The sequence below is a fragment of the Pseudomonas sp. Y3 TE3536 genome (genome assembly GCF_053629175.1).
In genome coordinates this window covers 1,102,066-1,118,367 of record NZ_JBRJHU010000001.1, presented here as the reverse complement: position 1 = coordinate 1,118,367, position 16,302 = coordinate 1,102,066, and the positions used below count along the sequence as shown (strand labels likewise).

The 16,302-nt window shown below is 62.1% G+C and carries 16 protein-coding genes and 1 riboswitch; of the genes, 10 read left to right on the top strand and 6 right to left on the bottom strand.

Features of this window, described 5'->3' with window-relative positions; genetic code table 11:
* The first annotated feature begins 37 nt into the window (after positions 1–37).
* Positions 38–328 (top strand): PA4642 family protein, encoded by a 291-nt coding sequence (locus tag AB7M33_RS05015; protein WP_454242520.1) that lies wholly within the window; start codon positions 38–40, stop codon positions 326–328.
* Positions 329–496: 168 nt separating this feature from the next.
* On the opposite strand, the gene mqo is transcribed toward AB7M33_RS05015, so the two are convergent.
* On the bottom strand, positions 497–2,002 hold the full coding sequence (mqo, locus tag AB7M33_RS05010; RefSeq protein WP_027594457.1) for a malate dehydrogenase (quinone): 1,506 nt from the start codon (positions 2,000–2,002) through the stop codon (positions 497–499).
* A gap of 803 nt (positions 2,003–2,805) precedes the next feature.
* Here mqo and AB7M33_RS05005 point away from each other — a divergent pair.
* Entirely contained in the window at positions 2,806–3,390 is a 585-nt protein-coding gene (locus AB7M33_RS05005; protein ID WP_085274100.1) for a YajG family lipoprotein, read from the top strand.
* Positions 3,391–3,461: 71 nt separating this feature from the next.
* Here AB7M33_RS05005 and AB7M33_RS05000 read toward each other — a convergent pair whose 3' ends face one another.
* The gene (locus tag AB7M33_RS05000; RefSeq protein WP_238214496.1) at positions 3,462–3,668 is read right to left on the bottom strand and encodes a hypothetical protein; all 207 of its coding nucleotides are present in this window, start codon (positions 3,666–3,668) and stop codon (positions 3,462–3,464) included.
* A gap of 160 nt (positions 3,669–3,828) precedes the next feature.
* Between AB7M33_RS05000 and AB7M33_RS04995 the strand changes: the two genes are divergently transcribed.
* On the top strand, positions 3,829–4,089 hold the full coding sequence (locus AB7M33_RS04995) for a hypothetical protein (RefSeq protein ID WP_027594454.1): 261 nt from the start codon (positions 3,829–3,831) through the stop codon (positions 4,087–4,089).
* A gap of 32 nt (positions 4,090–4,121) precedes the next feature.
* Here AB7M33_RS04995 and AB7M33_RS04990 read toward each other — a convergent pair whose 3' ends face one another.
* Positions 4,122–5,291 carry a 1-acyl-sn-glycerol-3-phosphate acyltransferase gene (locus AB7M33_RS04990; RefSeq protein WP_033694199.1) on the bottom strand — a complete coding sequence of 390 codons (1,170 nt, stop codon included), beginning with the start codon at positions 5,289–5,291 and terminating at the stop codon, positions 4,122–4,124.
* Positions 5,292–5,412: 121 nt separating this feature from the next.
* Between AB7M33_RS04990 and AB7M33_RS04985 the strand changes: the two genes are divergently transcribed.
* The 4 genes from AB7M33_RS04985 to AB7M33_RS04970 all read left to right on the top strand — a co-directional run bounded on the left by AB7M33_RS04985 (position 5,413) and on the right by AB7M33_RS04970 (position 7,418).
* The gene (locus tag AB7M33_RS04985) at positions 5,413–5,598 is read left to right on the top strand and encodes a CPXCG motif-containing cysteine-rich protein (RefSeq protein ID WP_027594452.1); all 186 of its coding nucleotides are present in this window, start codon (positions 5,413–5,415) and stop codon (positions 5,596–5,598) included.
* Positions 5,598–5,858: a putative signal transducing protein gene (locus AB7M33_RS04980; RefSeq protein WP_027594451.1), complete on the top strand. Its 261-nt coding sequence runs from the start codon at positions 5,598–5,600 to the stop codon at positions 5,856–5,858. Before AB7M33_RS04985 ends, AB7M33_RS04980 begins: the two co-directional genes overlap by 1 nt.
* A 15-nt stretch (positions 5,859–5,873) precedes the next feature.
* On the top strand, positions 5,874–6,494 hold the full coding sequence (locus tag AB7M33_RS04975) for an SOS response-associated peptidase (RefSeq protein ID WP_274888119.1): 621 nt from the start codon (positions 5,874–5,876) through the stop codon (positions 6,492–6,494).
* A 108-nt stretch (positions 6,495–6,602) separates the two neighbouring features.
* Entirely contained in the window at positions 6,603–7,418 is an 816-nt protein-coding gene (locus tag AB7M33_RS04970; protein ID WP_027594449.1) for a M48 family metallopeptidase, read from the top strand.
* A 128-nt stretch (positions 7,419–7,546) separates the two neighbouring features.
* Here the strand turns inward: AB7M33_RS04970 and AB7M33_RS04965 are convergent, their stop codons facing one another.
* The 3 genes from AB7M33_RS04965 to AB7M33_RS04955 form a co-directional block, all read right to left on the bottom strand.
* A complete protein-coding gene (locus tag AB7M33_RS04965; RefSeq protein WP_264313979.1) occupies positions 7,547–8,128 on the bottom strand; it encodes a TMEM165/GDT1 family protein in 582 nt (193 codons plus the stop codon).
* Between the two features lie 112 nt (positions 8,129–8,240).
* Positions 8,241–8,360: riboswitch (yybP-ykoY riboswitch) on the bottom strand.
* A 39-nt stretch (positions 8,361–8,399) separates the two neighbouring features.
* Positions 8,400–9,398, bottom strand: a complete 999-nt coding sequence (locus AB7M33_RS04960; RefSeq protein ID WP_027594447.1) for a class I SAM-dependent methyltransferase — start codon at positions 9,396–9,398, stop codon at positions 8,400–8,402.
* Between the two features lie 55 nt (positions 9,399–9,453).
* On the bottom strand, positions 9,454–10,419 hold the full coding sequence (locus AB7M33_RS04955; RefSeq protein WP_454242519.1) for a 2-hydroxyacid dehydrogenase: 966 nt from the start codon (positions 10,417–10,419) through the stop codon (positions 9,454–9,456).
* A 217-nt stretch (positions 10,420–10,636) separates the two neighbouring features.
* Here AB7M33_RS04955 and AB7M33_RS04950 point away from each other — a divergent pair, with 217 nt between their 5' ends.
* From AB7M33_RS04950 to AB7M33_RS04940, 3 genes are all read left to right on the top strand, one after another.
* On the top strand, positions 10,637–12,319 hold the full coding sequence (locus AB7M33_RS04950) for a fatty acid--CoA ligase (protein ID WP_027594445.1): 1,683 nt from the start codon (positions 10,637–10,639) through the stop codon (positions 12,317–12,319).
* 332 nt (positions 12,320–12,651) lie between these two features.
* Positions 12,652–14,538, top strand: a complete 1,887-nt coding sequence (locus AB7M33_RS04945; protein ID WP_027594444.1) for a DUF1302 domain-containing protein — start codon at positions 12,652–12,654, stop codon at positions 14,536–14,538.
* A 25-nt stretch (positions 14,539–14,563) separates the two neighbouring features.
* Positions 14,564–15,928: a DUF1329 domain-containing protein gene (locus AB7M33_RS04940; protein WP_099428326.1), complete on the top strand. Its 1,365-nt coding sequence runs from the start codon at positions 14,564–14,566 to the stop codon at positions 15,926–15,928.
* Positions 15,929–16,302 lie beyond the last annotated feature (374 nt).

Genomic DNA, 16,302 nt, shown 5'->3' with positions numbered 1-16,302 from the left:
CCTTCGAAATTCCGTGATGGTCCAGTTGGAGTCGGCAATGCGTAAAGACAAGAAACAGGTAATCGGTGACGAAATCAGCGACGACTACATCAAGTCGTTCCTTCAGTTCGAGCCGGCCGATGGCGTGACTTCGCCGTCGCTGCACAAGCTGGTCAAGGCTTACCGTGGCCTGCGTGTCGACGACTTCGAGCGTTTCGTCGGCTTCTTCGTCGAAGCGGGCCTGGACCTGGATGGCAAGGACGAGCACGGCAAGACCTTCATCGAACAGATCGCCGACCAGCGCAATGCTCCTGAGTACATCGAGATCATCGATAAAGCCCGCGGCTGATTGTTAAGCCTGTACTGGTCTCTTCGCGGGCAAGCCCGCTCCCACAGGTATTGCACCGCTCTCAAGATCTGTGAAAAACCTGTGGGCTTGCCCATGAAGAGGCCGGCACAGGCCAAAACGCAGGCACAAAAAAAACGCCCCGAGGGGCGTTTTTTCGTTTCAGCCAGCTCAGGCGTAATGCTTGGCCGGGCTGTCTTCCACCAGTTCCAACGCGGCATCGTTGTCGGCACTGATCTTGTTGTACAGCGCGGCATCGGTTGCCAGGACCTTCTCGCGAGCGGGGAAGATTTCCTTGAGCTTGGCAGCCCAGGCACCTTTGGCCTGCTCGGGGAAGCAACGCTCGATCAGTTCCAGCATGATCGAAACGGTTACCGAAGCGCCCGGCGATGCGCCGAGCAGAGCGGCCAGGCTGCCATCCTGGGCCGAGACCAGCTCGGTACCGAACTGCAGAATGCCGCCCTTTTTCGGGTCTTTCTTGATGATTTGCACACGTTGGCCGGCCACTTCCAGGCGCCAGTCTTCGGCTTTGGCTTGCGGGTAGAAGCGGCGCAGCGATTCCAGGCGCTGTTCCATCGACTGCATCACTTCGCTGACCAGGTACTTGGTCAGGTCCATGTTGTCGCGGGCCACGGCCAGCATCGGGCCGATGTTGCCCATGCGCACCGACAGTGGCAGGTCCATCAGCGAACCATGCTTGAGGAACTTGGTGGTAAAGCCTGCGTACGGGCCGAACAGCAGCGAGGTCTTGCCGTCTACCACGCGGGTGTCCAGGTGCGGCACCGACATCGGTGGCGCGCCGACCGCAGCCTGGCTGTAAACCTTGGCCTGGTGCTGTTTGACGATTTCCGGGTTGTCGCAACGCAGCCACTGGCCGCTGACCGGGAAGCCGCCGAAGCCTTTGCTCTCGGGGATGCCCGACAGTTGCAGCAGCGGCAGGGCCGCGCCACCGGCACCGAGGAACACGAAGCGCGCGTCGACTTCACGGCTGCCGCCGCTGTTGACGTCCTTGATGCTCACGGTCCAGCCGTTGCCGTTACGGCGCAGGCCGACGACTTTCTTGCTGTACTTGACCTGCGCGTCGGGCGAGTCGCCCAGCAGCTTGAGCAGTTTGTTGGTCAGTGCGCCGAAGTTGACGTCGGTGCCTTTCGCCACGCGGGTGGCGGCGATGTGCTGGTCGGCCGGGCGGCCGGGCATCATCAACGGCATCCAGTCGCTCATCACGGCCTTGTCTTCGGTGTATTCCATCTCGGAGAAGGCATGATGCTGCTTGAGCAGCTCGAAGCGCTTCTTGAGGAAGGAAACACCCTTGTCACCTTCGACGTAGCTCAGGTGCGGGACAGGGTTGATGAAGGCACGCGCCGAGCCGAAGTTACCCTTCTTGCTCAGGTAAGCCCAGAACTGGCGCGAGACCTCGAACTGGGTATTGATGTGCACGGCCTTCTTGATGTCGATGCTGCCATCGGCGGCCTGGGGCGTGTAGTTAAGCTCGCACAGGCCAGCGTGGCCGGTACCTGCGTTGTTCCAGGGGTTGGAGCTTTCCGCGGCCCCGGAGTCCATCGCCTCGACGACCTCCAGCTTGAGGGTCGGGTCGAGCTCCTTGAGCAGTACGGCCAGGGTGGCACTCATGATGCCCGCGCCTACCAGTACTACATCAACCGATTCGTTCTGCGCCATTTAACGCGTCTCCACAATCTACAGCTACCTAATTGACAGCATAGGATCCCTGGGTTCGCCAGGATCGCCATGTCCGACTTTTCGCAGTTCTTGCAACTTCCGCGGACACCGCCAATCAGTCTTCGGGTTCGGGTATTGAACCCCGATTGCCACGGGTGCGGCAATTCGACTTATGGTCAAGGTGTCGTGCGTGCGTTATGGAACGGCCTCAGACACTCATCCGGGATGAACGCAGTTGCCGCCTGTTCAGGGCTGTTCGGGACACATCTGCCGCTTTTGCACATGCCAGACTGTTCATTTGCTCGCCACACTCTCGTGAAGTTGTGAAAAACCGTTTTTTCACGCTCTTTTGGAGACGTGAACCTCAAAAGGGGACTGCGCGATGGCAACCCACAGGTTCATGCAGTGCGAAGGGCCGGAAAAGCAGGCACGACAGCCGATGCAAGACCTGAGTGGAAGGCTCTCTGTGGGCGAAGCGGTGAAGGTGCCGGGGTCAAGCGGCAAATGCGGGGCCCGATCAGGAGACGTCCTTATAATCGGGGGGAGATTATAGCGATGTCGAAGGCAGAAAGGTCGTTATTCGTGGTTTTTATTGCAGCGTTTGTCAGGCCGGCAGGCTGTGCTGATGCCAACGGGTGTTTGCGCGGGCGCAAACCCGGGCGCTGGCGGGCAGTGGGCGGCTGGCTGCAACCGGCAATATAAAGCCGGCTACCGCTGCGTACTGCTTTTTCTTGTGGCTTGCCGCTTGTAGGTTGCCGCTAGGTATACTGTGCGCCTTAGCCGCATTTTCTGGAGAAACGCGCATGTTGCAACGTCTGTTGTTCGGTTTGATCGCGGTGGCCAGCCTCAGCCTGGTCGGATGTGCCCACAGCCCGCAACAACTCAGCCCGCAGCCCAAGCTCACCGCCCAGCTCGCACCTGTCGGCCACGGTCAGCCGGTGGTGGTCAAGGTGGTTGATGGCCGGGCTTCGCAGTCCCTGGGCACGCGCGGTGGCATGTACCCCGAGACCAGCACCATCAGTGTCAGTGGCAATGATGTGCTGCCCAAGCTGCAGGCCCAGGCCGAAGCCGCTGTGCGCCTGCTCGGTTTCACCCCGACGGCGAATGCCTACAATGCCCCGCAGTTGACCGTGACCCTGGCCGAGCTTAAGTACCAGTCGCCCAAGGACAACCTGTACGTGACCGAGGCCACCATCGGTGCCACCTTCCGTGCCGACGTGGCCAACGCCAACCGCCGTTACAGCGGCCGTTACGGTGCTTCGCTGGACCAGCGTTTCGGCATGGCGCCGAACCAGGAAACCAACACCAAGCTGGTCAGCGACGTGCTGAGCGACGCCCTGACCCGCCTGTTCAAAGACCCGACCATCGGGCAAGTACTGGGCGAATAAGCGTTCAGCCCTGCTAAAACAAACCCGCTGCCTGGCTGACAGGCAGCGGGTTTGTTTTTTTTGGGGGGACTTCAGGCCGCCTGGATGTGGAAGTCCAGCAGGCTGAAACCGGTGGCCACATCCACCTCCGGCAAGTCCTCATGCGCGTGCCCACCCAGCGCGCAATAGACCAGCCACTGGCGGTCCTGCACATTGATGGCAAAACCGTCGATCAACGCCTGCTGCTCGTCGCTCTGGGCTACGAGATAGAGGCGGTCCTGGTTTTCGGCGTGCAGCATGAACGAGCTCCGGATCGGGAAAAGGCCGACAGAGTGGCCTGTTCTGATGACGAACCTGTGACAGATGAAATTTAGTGACACTTTGTCGCCGAGCCCGAGCGCCCACGCCGGACTTGGGTAGAATGCCGGCCTTTGCCGTCCTTCAAACCGAGGTTGTGTAATGTCGTTGCAAGTGCTCTGGGGGTTTCTCGCCGCCCATCCCACCAAGCTGATCAACCTGCTGGCGTTGCTGATGACGTGCCCCGGCGGGATGCTGCTGCACAGCGCACGGCGGCGCGAGGCTGTCACGCGGGAAAGCCTGGCGGTGGATGAGGGGGTGGTGGATGCGTTTGACCTGAGGGTGCCGCGTTACTTCTATATTCTCGGTTTTTCGTGCCTGGCCATGGCGCTGCTGCTGTCCTGGTTCAGTACCTGGGTGTAAAACCTTGGGGCTGCAAAGCAGCCCCGGGTTGATCAGGCAACTGGCGTTTGCTGCTTGACCTGGTACTGGTTGCGCACCGGCGTTGCGTACTGCAACACCAGGTACGGCCGCTGTTCTTCAGGGCAAGCTTCCAAGCGACGCTGCCATTCTTCCTTGGCACGCGCCAGCTCTTCGCCTGGGAACACCTTCTCGGCGCTCGGCACTTGCAGTGCCTCATCCTTCTCGTCCCACATCGCGTAGGCCAGGTAGTGCACCGGGAACAACCGGTAGCCACCGAGGACCTGCCGGTCGATTTCGGCTGCCAGCTGCTTCGTGTCCTCGAAGTACTCGGTCACCGGCGCGGCAAAGTTGATGTGCACTCGGCCTTTGTAGCCGGTGATGCCCTTGGCGATGCTGTTGTCGTCCTCGCCCGGCGCCTTCTTGTAGGTGCCGGTGGTGGCGCGGATGTACAGCTCGCGGGCCTTGGCCTGGTCGCAGGGGTCGTACTCGTAGCTGATCGAAACCGGCGTCAGGTTCAGGCTCTGAATGACCGCGCCGAACGGCTCGTCCTTGCGGCTCATGTGGAACATCTTGAGGATCGCCGAGTCGGTACGGTCGTCGCCGTCCTTGGCGCGGCCTTCGGCCTGGGCGATCCAGATCGATGCGCCATCGTTGCGGATCGAGTGGTTGATGTAGGCCGAGAGCAGTTGGTAAGCCGCCAGCTTCTCGCGACGACCGCTGAGCGAGCGGTGCACAATGAAGCTCTTGTTCAGGCGCATCATGTCGCTGACGAAGGGTTTTTGCAGCAGGTTGTCACCGATGGCGATGCGCGGGGTCGGCAGGCCGGCGTGGTACACGGCGTAGTTGACGAAGGCCGGGTCCATGACGATGTCGCGGTGGTTGGCCAGGAACAGGTACGCGGTGCCGGCCTTGAGTTGCTCTACGCCCGAATAGGTAACGCCGTCGGTGGCGCGCTCGATGGTCTGGTCGACGTAGTATTCGACTTTGTCCTGCAAGGTCGACACGCAGGTAACGCCGGCGAATTCCTTGCGCAGGCGGCGGGCGATCAGTGGCTTGAGCAGCCAGCCGAGTGGGGCGGCAGCACGCGGGAAGCGGAAGTGGGTGAGGATATCGAGGAATGCCGGGTCGCTGAGCAGGCGTGCCAACACGGCAGGGACCTCAGCGTCGTCGTACGGTCGGATGGCATCGAATTCGCCCATCATGCTCTCTTGTTGGAAACGGCTAGGGTAATAGGTAGGGACGGGGTTCGAAAAACGGCTCGAACACGCACAGGCCCTGTAATCAGACCGGCAATTATACGCATAAGTCACCGTGGAGGCCGCGATGCTGGAAACTGACTTCTATGATTGCCCGTATTGTGGCGAACGGGTGGAAACCACTGTCGATATCTCCAGTGGCGACCAGGTCTATACCGAGGATTGCCAGGTCTGTTGCCAGCCAGTGGTGTTCATCCTGCAGGTGCACGGTGACGAATGGATGCTCGAAGTCAGACGCGAGGACGATGCCTGATGCAACGGATCTACGAACCGGAAAGCCTGCTGGAGGCTGAAATGCTGGTGGGCATGCTGGCCAGTGAGGGCATCTCGGTGCACCTGGTTGGCCGCGACCTGGTGGGTGCTGCCGGTGAGCTGCCGATGCAGGGTTTGCTGGGGCTTGCCGTGCCCGACGAGCAGGCCGAGTACGCACGGCAGCTGATCGATGCGTACAATGATGCCCAGCCACTGGTTGGTGACGAACCGGAGAGCTATCCCGGTACCTTGATCTGCTAGGTAAAAGATTCGCCCATGTGTGGACGTTACGCCCTGTTTCGCTGGCCCCAGGCCCTTGCCAGTCTGCCGGGCTTCCCCGTCGGCCAGCCGGCACAATGGAATATCTCGCCCGGTGCGTCGGTGTTGATCCAGCGCCAGGTCGACGGCGAGCATGGCTTGGCCAAGGCACGCTGGGGCCTGACGCCAGCCTGGCTCACTGACCTTTCCCGCACGCCTGCCCATGCCCGAGCAGAAACCCTTGCCGAACAGCCGATGTTCCGCGAAGCGTTTCGCCAGCGCCGCTGCCTGATGCCGGCCAATGGCTTTTATGAATGGCGCGGTACGGTACGCAAACGCCCCTATTGGCTGACCCCGGGGGAGGGGTCGTCACTGTATTTTGCGGCGGTGTGGGAGGCCTATCCGGTGCAGGACCAGGTTTGGCTGAGCTGCGCAGTGGTGACCCAGGCAGCCATGAACCAGCGCCGGCCGTTGATTCTGGACGAGGCGGGGCAGGCGGCCTGGCTGGCCCCTGATACGCCGATCACACGCCTGCAGGAATTGCTGGCCAGCCCCCCGGCTACGCTGCGTGAGCGGGCGTTGGCAAACTTCGTCAATGACCCGAAACTGGATGCCCCGGAGTGCCTGACGCCGGCCTGACGCCGGCCAGAACGCGCGGCCGTGCAGGCGGTAAAATTCTTCCCTGCGGCTATGGCGGGTCCAGGCGACTAAGCCTAGGATACGCCGCATGTAAAAGGGAGTGTTTCCATGCGTAAGTCATTTGTTGTCAGTGTGTTGAGTGCCGGTATCCTGCTGGCAGGCTGCCAGGCGGTGAATACCACCAGCGGCGGAGCCGTCGGTGTCGAGCGCAAGCAGTACATGTTCAGCATGCTCTCGACCGATGAGGTCAACCAGATGTACGCCCAGTCCTACCAGCAGACCCTCGGTGAGGCGTCGAACAAGGGCGTGCTGGACAAGTCCAGTGCCGATGCCAAGCGCGTGCAAGTCATCGCTGACCGGTTGATCGCCCAGGCGCCGAAGTTTCGCCCGGATGCCGCCCAGTGGAACTGGGAAGTCAACGTGATCAAGAGCGACGAGCTCAACGCCAACTGTGGCCCTGGCGGCAAGATCATCGTGTACACCGGCCTGATCGACCAACTCAAGCTGACCGATGCCGAGATTGCTGCGGTGGTCGGTCACGAGATCGCCCACGCCCTGCGTGAGCACAGCCGCGAAGCCATGTCCAAGGCCTATGGCGTGGAAATGGCCCGTCAGGGTGCGGGTGCCATCTTCGGCCTGGGACAAAGCAGCATGGCCATGGCCGATACCGTGGTGAACTACGCCATGACCTTGCCCAACAGCCGTGCCAATGAGAACGAGGCGGACCTGATCGGCCTGGAGCTGTCGGCACGTGCCGGTTACGACCCGAATGCCGCGATCACCTTGTGGAACAAGATGAGCAAGGCTTCCGAAGGCGCGCCGCCTGAGTTCATGAGCACTCACCCGGCGTCCGAAAGCCGTATTGCCTCGTTGCAGGCCGCGATTCCGAAGGTGATGCCGCTGTATCAGGCTGCCAAGAAGTAATCTGCGTCACCTGTAGGAGCAGCCTTGTGCTGCGAAGAGGCCGGTGACAGCGCCGAAGGTCTGCTGTGCTGTCACTGGCCTCTTCGCAGCGCAAGGCTGCTCCTACAGGTCAGCCTACCCAGCAACTATCAGCCCACCCAGCCACTGGCCTTCATCGCCGAATACACCGCCACCACCGCCAGCACGGCGAACGCGGTAGCCGCCAGTCGGCGAATCAGGGTCAACGGCAGTTTGTCTGCCGCAAAGTTACCCGCCAATACCACCGGCACGTTGGCAATCAGCATGCCCAGCGTGGTGCCGATGATGACCATGATCAGGTGCGGGTATTGCGCGGCAAGCATGACTGTCGCCACCTGGGTCTTGTCGCCAATCTCGGCCAGGAAAAACGCAATCAGCGTGGTGAGGAACGGGCCGAAGCGGCGCGCCGGGTTTTCATCGTCATCCATCTTGTCCGGCACCAGTGTCCACAGCGCCGTGGCAGTGAAGCTGGCGGCCAGGATCCAGTGCAGCGCCGAGTCGCTGAAGAACCCGCCGACCCACGCACCCACGGCGCCCGCGGCGGCATGGTTGGCCAGGGTAGCGGCGATGATGCCGGCGATGATCGGCCAAGGCTTGCGGAAGCGAGCGGCGAGAATGAGCGCGAGCAGTTGCGTCTTGTCACCGATTTCGGCGAGGGCAACGATGGCGGTGGGGACCAGCAGGGATTCCAGCATCAGGTTTCCTACGGGGGCGGGTCGACACGGCTATGACACGTACAGCCTTCCCGCCCCGGGTAAGGTGTGCGTGTCATAGGTCTTGTCAAACCGCGGATCCGTCTGTGCGGATCTCTCTATGCAGGCTCTGCATAGTGGGTCGCACGCGCCATGGCCTGTGGGCCAAGTATGTTGACGCGTGCCGGGCGAGCTGGGTGCTCGCGGGAGACTACTCCCCTAGGACGGTGCGGATTCTGCCTAGCCGAAGCGGTTTCGGCAAGCGCTGTTTTTAACCGCGTGTTGCCTGGTAGATCCGGAAACCGTCCGCCTCGGCGCGTACCTGGCAGTTACCCAAGGCCCCTTCGATCAGTGGCTGGTAGCGCAGGAAGCTATTGGCAACAAGGCGCATTTCGCCGCCTTTTCGCAGATGAACGCCGGATTTTTTCAGCAAATTCTCTGAAGCCTGGTAATTGGTGTGCACGCCGGTATGAAACGGCGGATTGCTCAGGATCACGCTCAGCTCGGCAGGGGCCGCGTCGATGCCATCACCGCTGATCACTTCACCTTCCAGGCCGTTGGCGGCCAATGTCAGGCGGCTGGCTGCCACGGCAAACGCGTCCACGTCGAGCAGGGTCAGCCGGCTTTGCGGGTAGCGGCGTTTCACCGTGGCGCCCAGCACCCCGGCACCGCAACCGAAGTCCAGCACATGCCCGCTTGGCAGGCCATCCAGGTGCTTGAGCAGCAGGGCGCTGCCGCGGTCGAGGCGGCCGTGGCTGAACACGCCCGGCAGGCTGACCACTTGCAGTGGGCCATCCTCGAGGTCGAGTTCGAAGCGTTCGGCCAGGCTTTCCAGCGGCGTGGCCGCAGGCGCGTGGTCAACGGTCACCTGCCACAACTGGCAATGCCGGGCGCTGTCGAGCTTGCGCGGTTTGCCAAAGGCCTGCAGTTGCTTCGCCGCGCCTTCGATGCCGCCGCGTTTCTCGCCGACCAGGTACAGCTCGCGCCCGGCCAGGCGCGAGGCCAGGGCGTTGAGCAAGTAGGCGGCCAGCTCGCGGGACTTGGGCAGGAACAGCACGGCGCTGTCGAAGGCCACCGGGGGGGCTTCGACACCGTAATGGCTACGGCCAGCGAAGCGGCCCTCGAGCATGGCCTGGTCACCGGCATGCCAGGTCCAGCCATGGGCCATGGGCAGGTGGCCGAGCAGGTCGTCGGCGGGCGCGCCGGCGAGCAGCAGCGGGCCTTGGAACAGGTCCGCCTGGCGGAGCAACACTTCACTGCGCGGGTCCATGGACGACGCCTCCTGTAAAAAAAGTCGCGCAGTGTAGCAGAGGCTAACGCTGCGCTCAGCTGACCACGCGGCGTGGCTGACCGGCGAAATAGGCCTGGGCATTCTCGCTGAGCTGGCCGACGATGCGCTGGCGCGACTCCACCGCACCCCAGGCACTGTGCGGGGTGATGATCAGGCGCGGGATATCGCCTGCCAGCAGCGGGTTGCCGTTGACCGGTGGCTCGACGCTTAGCACGTCAGTAGCGGCGCCACCCAGGTGGCCTTGGCGCAGGGCGTCGGCCAAGGCCTGCTCGTCGATCAAGCCACCCCGTGCGGTATTCACCACCAGGGCGCCGGGCTTGAGCAAGGCCAGCTCACGGGCTCCGATCATGTGCCGGGTATGCTCGTTCAACGGGCAATGCAGGGTCAGCGCGTCCACTTGCGGCAGCAGGTCTTCCAGGGGCATGCGGTCGGCGCGCTCCGGGCGGCCGGGGATCTGCCCGCTCAAGACGCGCATGCCGAAGGCTTCGGCCAGGCGCGCCACTGCGCCGCCCAGTTCGCCATGGCCGAGCAGGCCGAGGGTCTTGCCCTCCAGCTCGACGATGGGGAAGTCCAGCAGGCAGAACTGGCTGGCCTTGGCCCACTGGCCGTCGGCCACTGCCTGTTTGTAGTCGCACAGCCGCGTGGCCAAGGCCAGCAGCAGGGCGAGGGTATGCTGGGCCACCGACGGCGTGCCGTAGCCCTGGCAGTTGCACACGGTGATGCCTTGGGCGCGGGCCGCCGCCAGGTCGACATTGTTGGTGCCGGTGGCGGCCACCAGGATCAGCTTGAGCTGCGGGTTGGCCGCAAGGGTCGCGGCATCCAGCATGACCTTGTTGCTGATTACCGCAACGGCGCCCTGCAGGCGTTCGGCAACCTGCTCCGGACGGGTGGCGGCAAACAGCTCGAATGCGTCGAACTGGCCCCGCAAAGGGGACAGGTCGAGGTCACCCAAGTCCAGTGACTGGTGATCGAGAAACACGGCGCGACGCGAGCTGAGCATGGGGTTCTCCGGTGGCAGGACGGGAAATGGGCCATCAACTTCGGGGGCACTGTCCGAAGCGGTTGAGCGCAGTGTCTAGCCCGCGGTTACCGCGCGTCAACGACTGCCACTCATACCTTGCCGGTCCAAATCATTCCTTCGGCTGATTTGACCGTCACATTCAGCTACTACAGTAGATCCAGACTTGTCCGGCCCGTTTTTCAGAAAAGGGATACCCATGTTGCAGACCCGCATCATCAAACCCGCCGAAGGCGCCTACGCCTACCCCCTGCTGATCAAACGCCTGCTGATGTCCGGCAGCCGCTACGAGAAAACCCGCGAGATCGTCTATCGCGATCAGCTGCGCCTGACTTATCCACAGCTCAACGAGCGTATCGCGCGCCTGGCCAATGTGCTGACTGAGGCCGGGGTCAAGGCCGGTGACACGGTGGCGGTGATGGACTGGGACAGCCATCGCTACCTGGAATGCATGTTCGCCATCCCGATGATCGGCGCGGTGGTGCACACCATCAACGTGCGCCTGTCGCCAGAACAAATCCTCTACACCATGAACCACGCCGAAGACCGCGTGGTGTTGGTCAACAGCGACTTCGTCGGCCTTTACCAAGCGATTGCCGGGCAGTTGACCACCGTCGACAAGACCTTGCTGCTGACCGACGGCCCGGACAAGACCGCCGAGCTGCCCAACCTGGTCGGCGAGTACGAGCAGTTGCTCGCCGCCGCCAGCCCGCGCTATGACTTCCCGGATTTCGACGAAAACTCGGTGGCCACCACCTTCTACACCACCGGCACCACCGGCAACCCCAAAGGGGTGTACTTCACCCATCGCCAGCTGGTGCTGCATACCCTGGCCGAAACGTCGGTCACTGGCAGTATCGACAGCGTGCGCCTGCTTGGCAGCGATGATGTGTACATGCCCATTACCCCGATGTTCCACGTGCATGCCTGGGGTATCCCATACGCCGCCACCATGCTGGGCATGAAGCAGGTGTACCCGGGGCGTTACGAGCCGGACATGCTGGTCAAGCTGTGGCGTGAAGAGCAGGTCACCTTCTCCCATTGCGTGCCGACCATCCTGCAGATGTTGCTCAATTGCCCGACCGCCCAGGGCCAGGACTTCGCAGGCTGGAAGATCATCATCGGCGGCAGCGCGCTCAACCGCTCGCTGTATCAGGCGGCCCTGGCGCGTGGCATCCAGCTGACTGCCGCGTACGGCATGTCCGAGACCTGCCCGCTGATCTCGGCAGCGCACCTGAACGATGAACTGCAGGCGGGCAGCGAGGACGAGCGTGTCACCTACCGGATCAAGGCCGGTGTGCCGGTGCCGTTGGTCGAGGCGGCGATCGTCGACGGCGAGGGCAATTTCCTCCCGGCCGATGGCGAGACCCAGGGCGAACTGGTGCTGCGCGCGCCCTGGCTGACCATGGGTTACTTCAAGGAGGCGCAAAAGAGCGAGGAGCTGTGGCAGGGCGGCTGGCTGCACACCGGTGATGTCGCGACCCTCGACGGCATGGGCTACATCGATATCCGCGATCGCATCAAGGACGTGATCAAGACGGGCGGGGAGTGGATATCCTCGCTCGACCTCGAAGACTTGATCAGCCGTCATTCGGCCGTGCGCGAAGTGGCGGTGGTGGGGATCGCCGACCCGCAGTGGGGCGAGCGGCCGTTTGCCCTGTTGGTGGTACGTGATGGGCAGGCCATCGATGCCAAGTCACTCAAGGACCACCTCAAGCCTTTTGTCGAAGAAGGGCACATCAATAAATGGGCGATTCCAAGCCAGATCGCCGTTGTTACTGAAATTCCCAAGACCAGTGTCGGCAAACTCGACAAGAAACGCATCCGCCAGGACATCGTCCAGTGGCAGGCCAGTAACAGTGCGTTCCTTTCTACCCTGTAAACCCCGTGCGGGTCGTGGACGACAGAACACGACCCGCAGGCTAGAGAGCTCGGCGCCTTGCCAAACAGGAAAAATGCGCCATGCTTCAGCACGGCCAGCACGTAACCCGAAAAACCTCGTAGCGAGTTGGCGGCACGGAGCGCAAATCACACTTTAGAGGGATCAAGCGCCTGTGCCTTGCTGGCTATAGTCGAGGCCAGGAGATTTTCAGGAATGGGGGAGGGCGACACGCGCAAGCCGTGTTGCCGCAGGTGCAAACCTGCACACCGGTCCCACGGACCGTTTCTGAAAGGACTCACTGCCATAACAAAAAAGTACATGGAGTAGCGTCGATGAAATCTGCAAACCTGTTCTGGCGCCGGGCCAAGTTGCCCTTGGCCGTCAGCCTTGCTTCCACGCTCGCAAGTCCTGCTTTCGCTGTCAGTTTCAACATAGGTGAAATCGAAGGGCAGTTCGACTCGTCGCTCTCCGTTGGCGCCAGCTGGTCGACCGCCAGCCCGAACAAGAACCTGATCGGGGTCAACAATGGCGGCAAGGGGCTGTCGCAGACCTCCGATGACGGTCACCTCAACTTCAAGCGTGGCGAGACCTTCTCCAAGATCTTCAAGGGCATCCACGACCTGGAGCTCAAGTACGGCGACACCGGGGTGTTCGTGCGTGGCAAGTACTGGTATGACTTCGAGCTCAAGGACGAAAGCCGCCAGTTCAAGGACATCAGCGACTCCAACCGCAAGGAAGGCGCCAAGTCGTCCGGCGCCGAACTGCTCGATGCGTTCGTCTACCACAACTATTCGATTGGCGACATGCCAGGCTCGGTGCGCCTGGGCAAGCAGGTTGTCAGCTGGGGTGAGAGTACCTTCATCGGCGGTGGTATCAACTCGATCAACCCGATCGACGTGTCCGCGTTCCGCCGCCCTGGGGCCGAGATCAAGGAAGGCCTGATCCCGGTCAACATGTTCTACATCTCCCAGAGCCTGACCGACAACCTGTCGGCCGAGGCCTTCTACCAGATCGAATGGGACCAGACCGTCGTCGACAACTGCGGCACGTTCTTCTCGCAGCCGGACATCATTGCCGACGGCTGTACCGACAACCTGCGCGTGCTCAACAGCAGCCGCACAGTACCGGGCGCGGCCCAGCAGTTCCTCGCCACCCAGGGCGTTAACATCAACGAGGAAGGCGTGATGGTGCGCCGCGGGGCCGACCGTGATGCCCGTGACAGCGGCCAGTTCGGTGTGGCGCTGCGCTACATGTTCGACCCGCTGGACACCGAGTTCGGTGCCTACTTCATGAACTACCACAGCCGTGCGCCGATCTTCAGCGCCACCGGTGCCCCGCCCTCCGTGTTCGCTGGCCTGAGTGCCCTGCCGGCACAGTTGCGCGCGCTGGCACCGCTGATCGTGGCCGGTAACTCCGAATACTTCGTCGAGTACCCTGAGGACATCCGCCTGTACGGCCTGAGCTTCTCCACCACGCTGCCTACCGGTACCGCCTGGAGTGGTGAAGTCAGCTACCGCCCCAACGCGCCTGTGCAGCTCAATACCACCGACATCCTGTTCTCCGGTGTACGCCCGATTGGTGGCGCCCTGAGCAACGCTTCGCTGCTCTCCGGTACCCCTGGCCAGGACCTGCACGGCTACCGCCGCAAGGAAATCACCCAGTTCCAGACCACCCTGACGCACTTCTTCGACCAGGTGATGGGCGCCAGCCGCATGACCGTGGTAGGTGAGGTGGGGGTCACCCATGTCGGCGGCCTGGAAAACGCCCACGAAACCCGCTACGGCCGCGACCCGGTATTCGGCCCCGGCCCACTGCCGGCCACAGGTGGCGCGGACACCTGCCAGGCGCTCAACGCCAGCACCATCGCAGGCGCGGGTGCCGGTGCATCGACCACCAACCTGAATCGCAAGTGCGAGAACGACGGCTACACCACCAGCACTTCCTGGGGTTACCGCGGCCGGGTCATCTGGGACTACAACGACGTCTTCGCCGGGGTCAACCTCAAGCCCAGCGTGGCCTGGTCGCATGACGTTTCCGGCTACTCGCCCGGCCCTGGCGCCAACTTTGAAGAAGGCCGTAAGGCCGTCAGCCTGGGCCTGGACGCCGAGTACCAGAACACCTACACGGCGAGCCTGTCGTACACCAACTTCTTCGACGGCAAGTACAGCACCGTGGATGACCGCGACTTCGTCGCCCTCAGCTTCGGCGTGAACTTCTAAGAATACTGATCCAGGACGACACGACATGAACAAGACCAGAAGTCTGCTGCAAGCCGGTGTGCTGGGCCTGTCCCTGCTGGCGACCAGTGTCATGGCAGCAGTGTCTGCCGATGAGGCGGCCAAGCTGGGCAGCACCCTGACCCCGATGGGCGCCGAAAAGGCCGGTAACGCCGATGGCTCGATCAGTGCTTGGCAGCCGCTGTCGAAAACAGCCGGCAGCGCTGATGCCAAGGGGTTCCTTTCCGACCCGTATGGCAGCGAAAAGCCGCTGTTCACCATCACCGCGCAGAACGTCGACCAGTACAAGGACAAGCTCTCGCCGGGCCAGGTGGCAATGTTCAAGCGCTACCCGGACACCTTCAAGATTCCGGTGTTCAAGACCCACCGCGGCTCCACGGTACCTGCTGACGTGTTCGCCGCCATCAAGAAAAACGCCACCCAGACCACACTGGTGGAAGGCGGCAACGGCTTGAACAACTTCGATACGGCGGTGCCGTTCCCGATCCCGAAAAGCGGCCTGGAAGTGATCTGGAACCACATCACACGCTACCGAGGGGGCAGTGTCAGCCGCCTGGTTACTCAGGCTACGCCACAGCAGAACGGCTCTTTCAACCCGGTGTATTTCTCCGACCAGTTCGTCTTCCGCGACAAGATGAAGGATTACGACGCAAGCAACCCGGGTAATATCCTGTTCTACTTCAAGCAGGAAGTGACCGCGCCCGCTCGCCTGGCCGGGACCGTGCTGCTGGTGCACGAAACCCTCGACCAGGTGAAGGAGCCGCGCAAGGCGTGGATCTACAACGCCGGCCAGCGTCGTGTACGGCAGGCACCGCAAGTGTCATACGACGGCCCCGGTACCGCTGCCGACGGCCTGCGTACCTCGGACAACCTGGACATGTTCAACGGTGCGCCAGACCGTTACGACTGGAAGCTGGAAGGCAAGAAGGAACTGTACATCGCCTCCAACGCCTTCAAGCTGGATGACCCCAAGCTGAAGTACACCGACATCATCAAGGCCGGGCACATCAACCAAGACTTGTCGCGCTACGAGCTGCGCCGCGTCTGGCACGTGGTCGCAACCCTCAAGCCGGGCCAGCGGCACATCTACGCCAAGCGTGACTTCTACATCGATGAAGACACCTGGCAGGCCGCAGTGATCGACCAGTACGACGGCCGTGGCCAGCTGTGGCGCGTTTCCGAAGCCCATTCCCAGCCGTACTACAACAAAGAGGTGCCTTGGTACACCCTGGAAACCATCTACGACCTGCAGTCGGGTCGTTATTTGGCGCTGGGCATGAAGAACGAAGAGAAGCGTGCCTACGACTTCGGCTTCAGTGCCAGCAAGGCTGATTTCCAGCCCGCGGCCCTGCGCCAGGCAGGTGTACGTTAATCTGAAAGCCTTTCACTCCTGTGATCCCCAGAACGTCCCGGCTTGCCCGGGACGTTTTTTTATCCTGCTCCGGCGATGGTTTCAAGTCCTGTAGGAGCAGCCTTGTGCTGCGAAGAGGCCATTGCAGCCGAAGATAATCTCTAGCCTTACCGGCCTCTTCGCAGCACAAGGCTGCTCCTACAGGTATTGCACTGGCCTTGAAAGCTACGCAATCCCTGTGGGCGCGGGCAATAGATCTGCTGAATACCCAACCAAACCCCCGCTCCAGCCCCTGTCCATCAGGGTTGTTGCTTTTTGTCGTAGTCTTTTACAGCCCTATTGTGCCCATCATCTTCAAATGCGCTGCATTACCCGCTAGTCTCGCAAACATCCGT

What these genes read in the sequence shown, in the direction of transcription:
- AB7M33_RS04945 (WP_027594444.1), top strand. Translation starts at nt 12,652, where the DNA reads ATGAAATCTGCAAACCTGTTCTGGCGCCGGGCCAAGTTGCCCTTGGCC.
- AB7M33_RS05005 (WP_085274100.1), top strand. Translation starts at nt 2,806, where the DNA reads ATGTTGCAACGTCTGTTGTTCGGTTTGATCGCGGTGGCCAGCCTCAGC.
- AB7M33_RS04980 (WP_027594451.1), top strand. Translation starts at nt 5,598, where the DNA reads ATGCAACGGATCTACGAACCGGAAAGCCTGCTGGAGGCTGAAATGCTG.
- AB7M33_RS04950 (WP_027594445.1), top strand. Translation starts at nt 10,637, where the DNA reads ATGTTGCAGACCCGCATCATCAAACCCGCCGAAGGCGCCTACGCCTAC.
- mqo (WP_027594457.1), bottom strand. Translation starts at nt 2,002, where the DNA reads ATGGCGCAGAACGAATCGGTTGATGTAGTACTGGTAGGCGCGGGCATC.
- AB7M33_RS04990 (WP_033694199.1), bottom strand. Translation starts at nt 5,291, where the DNA reads ATGATGGGCGAATTCGATGCCATCCGACCGTACGACGACGCTGAGGTC.
- AB7M33_RS04995 (WP_027594454.1), top strand. Translation starts at nt 3,829, where the DNA reads ATGTCGTTGCAAGTGCTCTGGGGGTTTCTCGCCGCCCATCCCACCAAG.
- AB7M33_RS05015 (WP_454242520.1), top strand. Translation starts at nt 38, where the DNA reads ATGCGTAAAGACAAGAAACAGGTAATCGGTGACGAAATCAGCGACGAC.
- AB7M33_RS04985 (WP_027594452.1), top strand. Translation starts at nt 5,413, where the DNA reads ATGCTGGAAACTGACTTCTATGATTGCCCGTATTGTGGCGAACGGGTG.
- AB7M33_RS04970 (WP_027594449.1), top strand. Translation starts at nt 6,603, where the DNA reads ATGCGTAAGTCATTTGTTGTCAGTGTGTTGAGTGCCGGTATCCTGCTG.
- AB7M33_RS04960 (WP_027594447.1), bottom strand. Translation starts at nt 9,398, where the DNA reads ATGGACCCGCGCAGTGAAGTGTTGCTCCGCCAGGCGGACCTGTTCCAA.
- AB7M33_RS04940 (WP_099428326.1), top strand. Translation starts at nt 14,564, where the DNA reads ATGAACAAGACCAGAAGTCTGCTGCAAGCCGGTGTGCTGGGCCTGTCC.
- AB7M33_RS05000 (WP_238214496.1), bottom strand. Translation starts at nt 3,668, where the DNA reads ATGCTGCACGCCGAAAACCAGGACCGCCTCTATCTCGTAGCCCAGAGC.
- AB7M33_RS04975 (WP_274888119.1), top strand. Translation starts at nt 5,874, where the DNA reads ATGTGTGGACGTTACGCCCTGTTTCGCTGGCCCCAGGCCCTTGCCAGT.
- AB7M33_RS04955 (WP_454242519.1), bottom strand. Translation starts at nt 10,419, where the DNA reads ATGCTCAGCTCGCGTCGCGCCGTGTTTCTCGATCACCAGTCACTGGAC.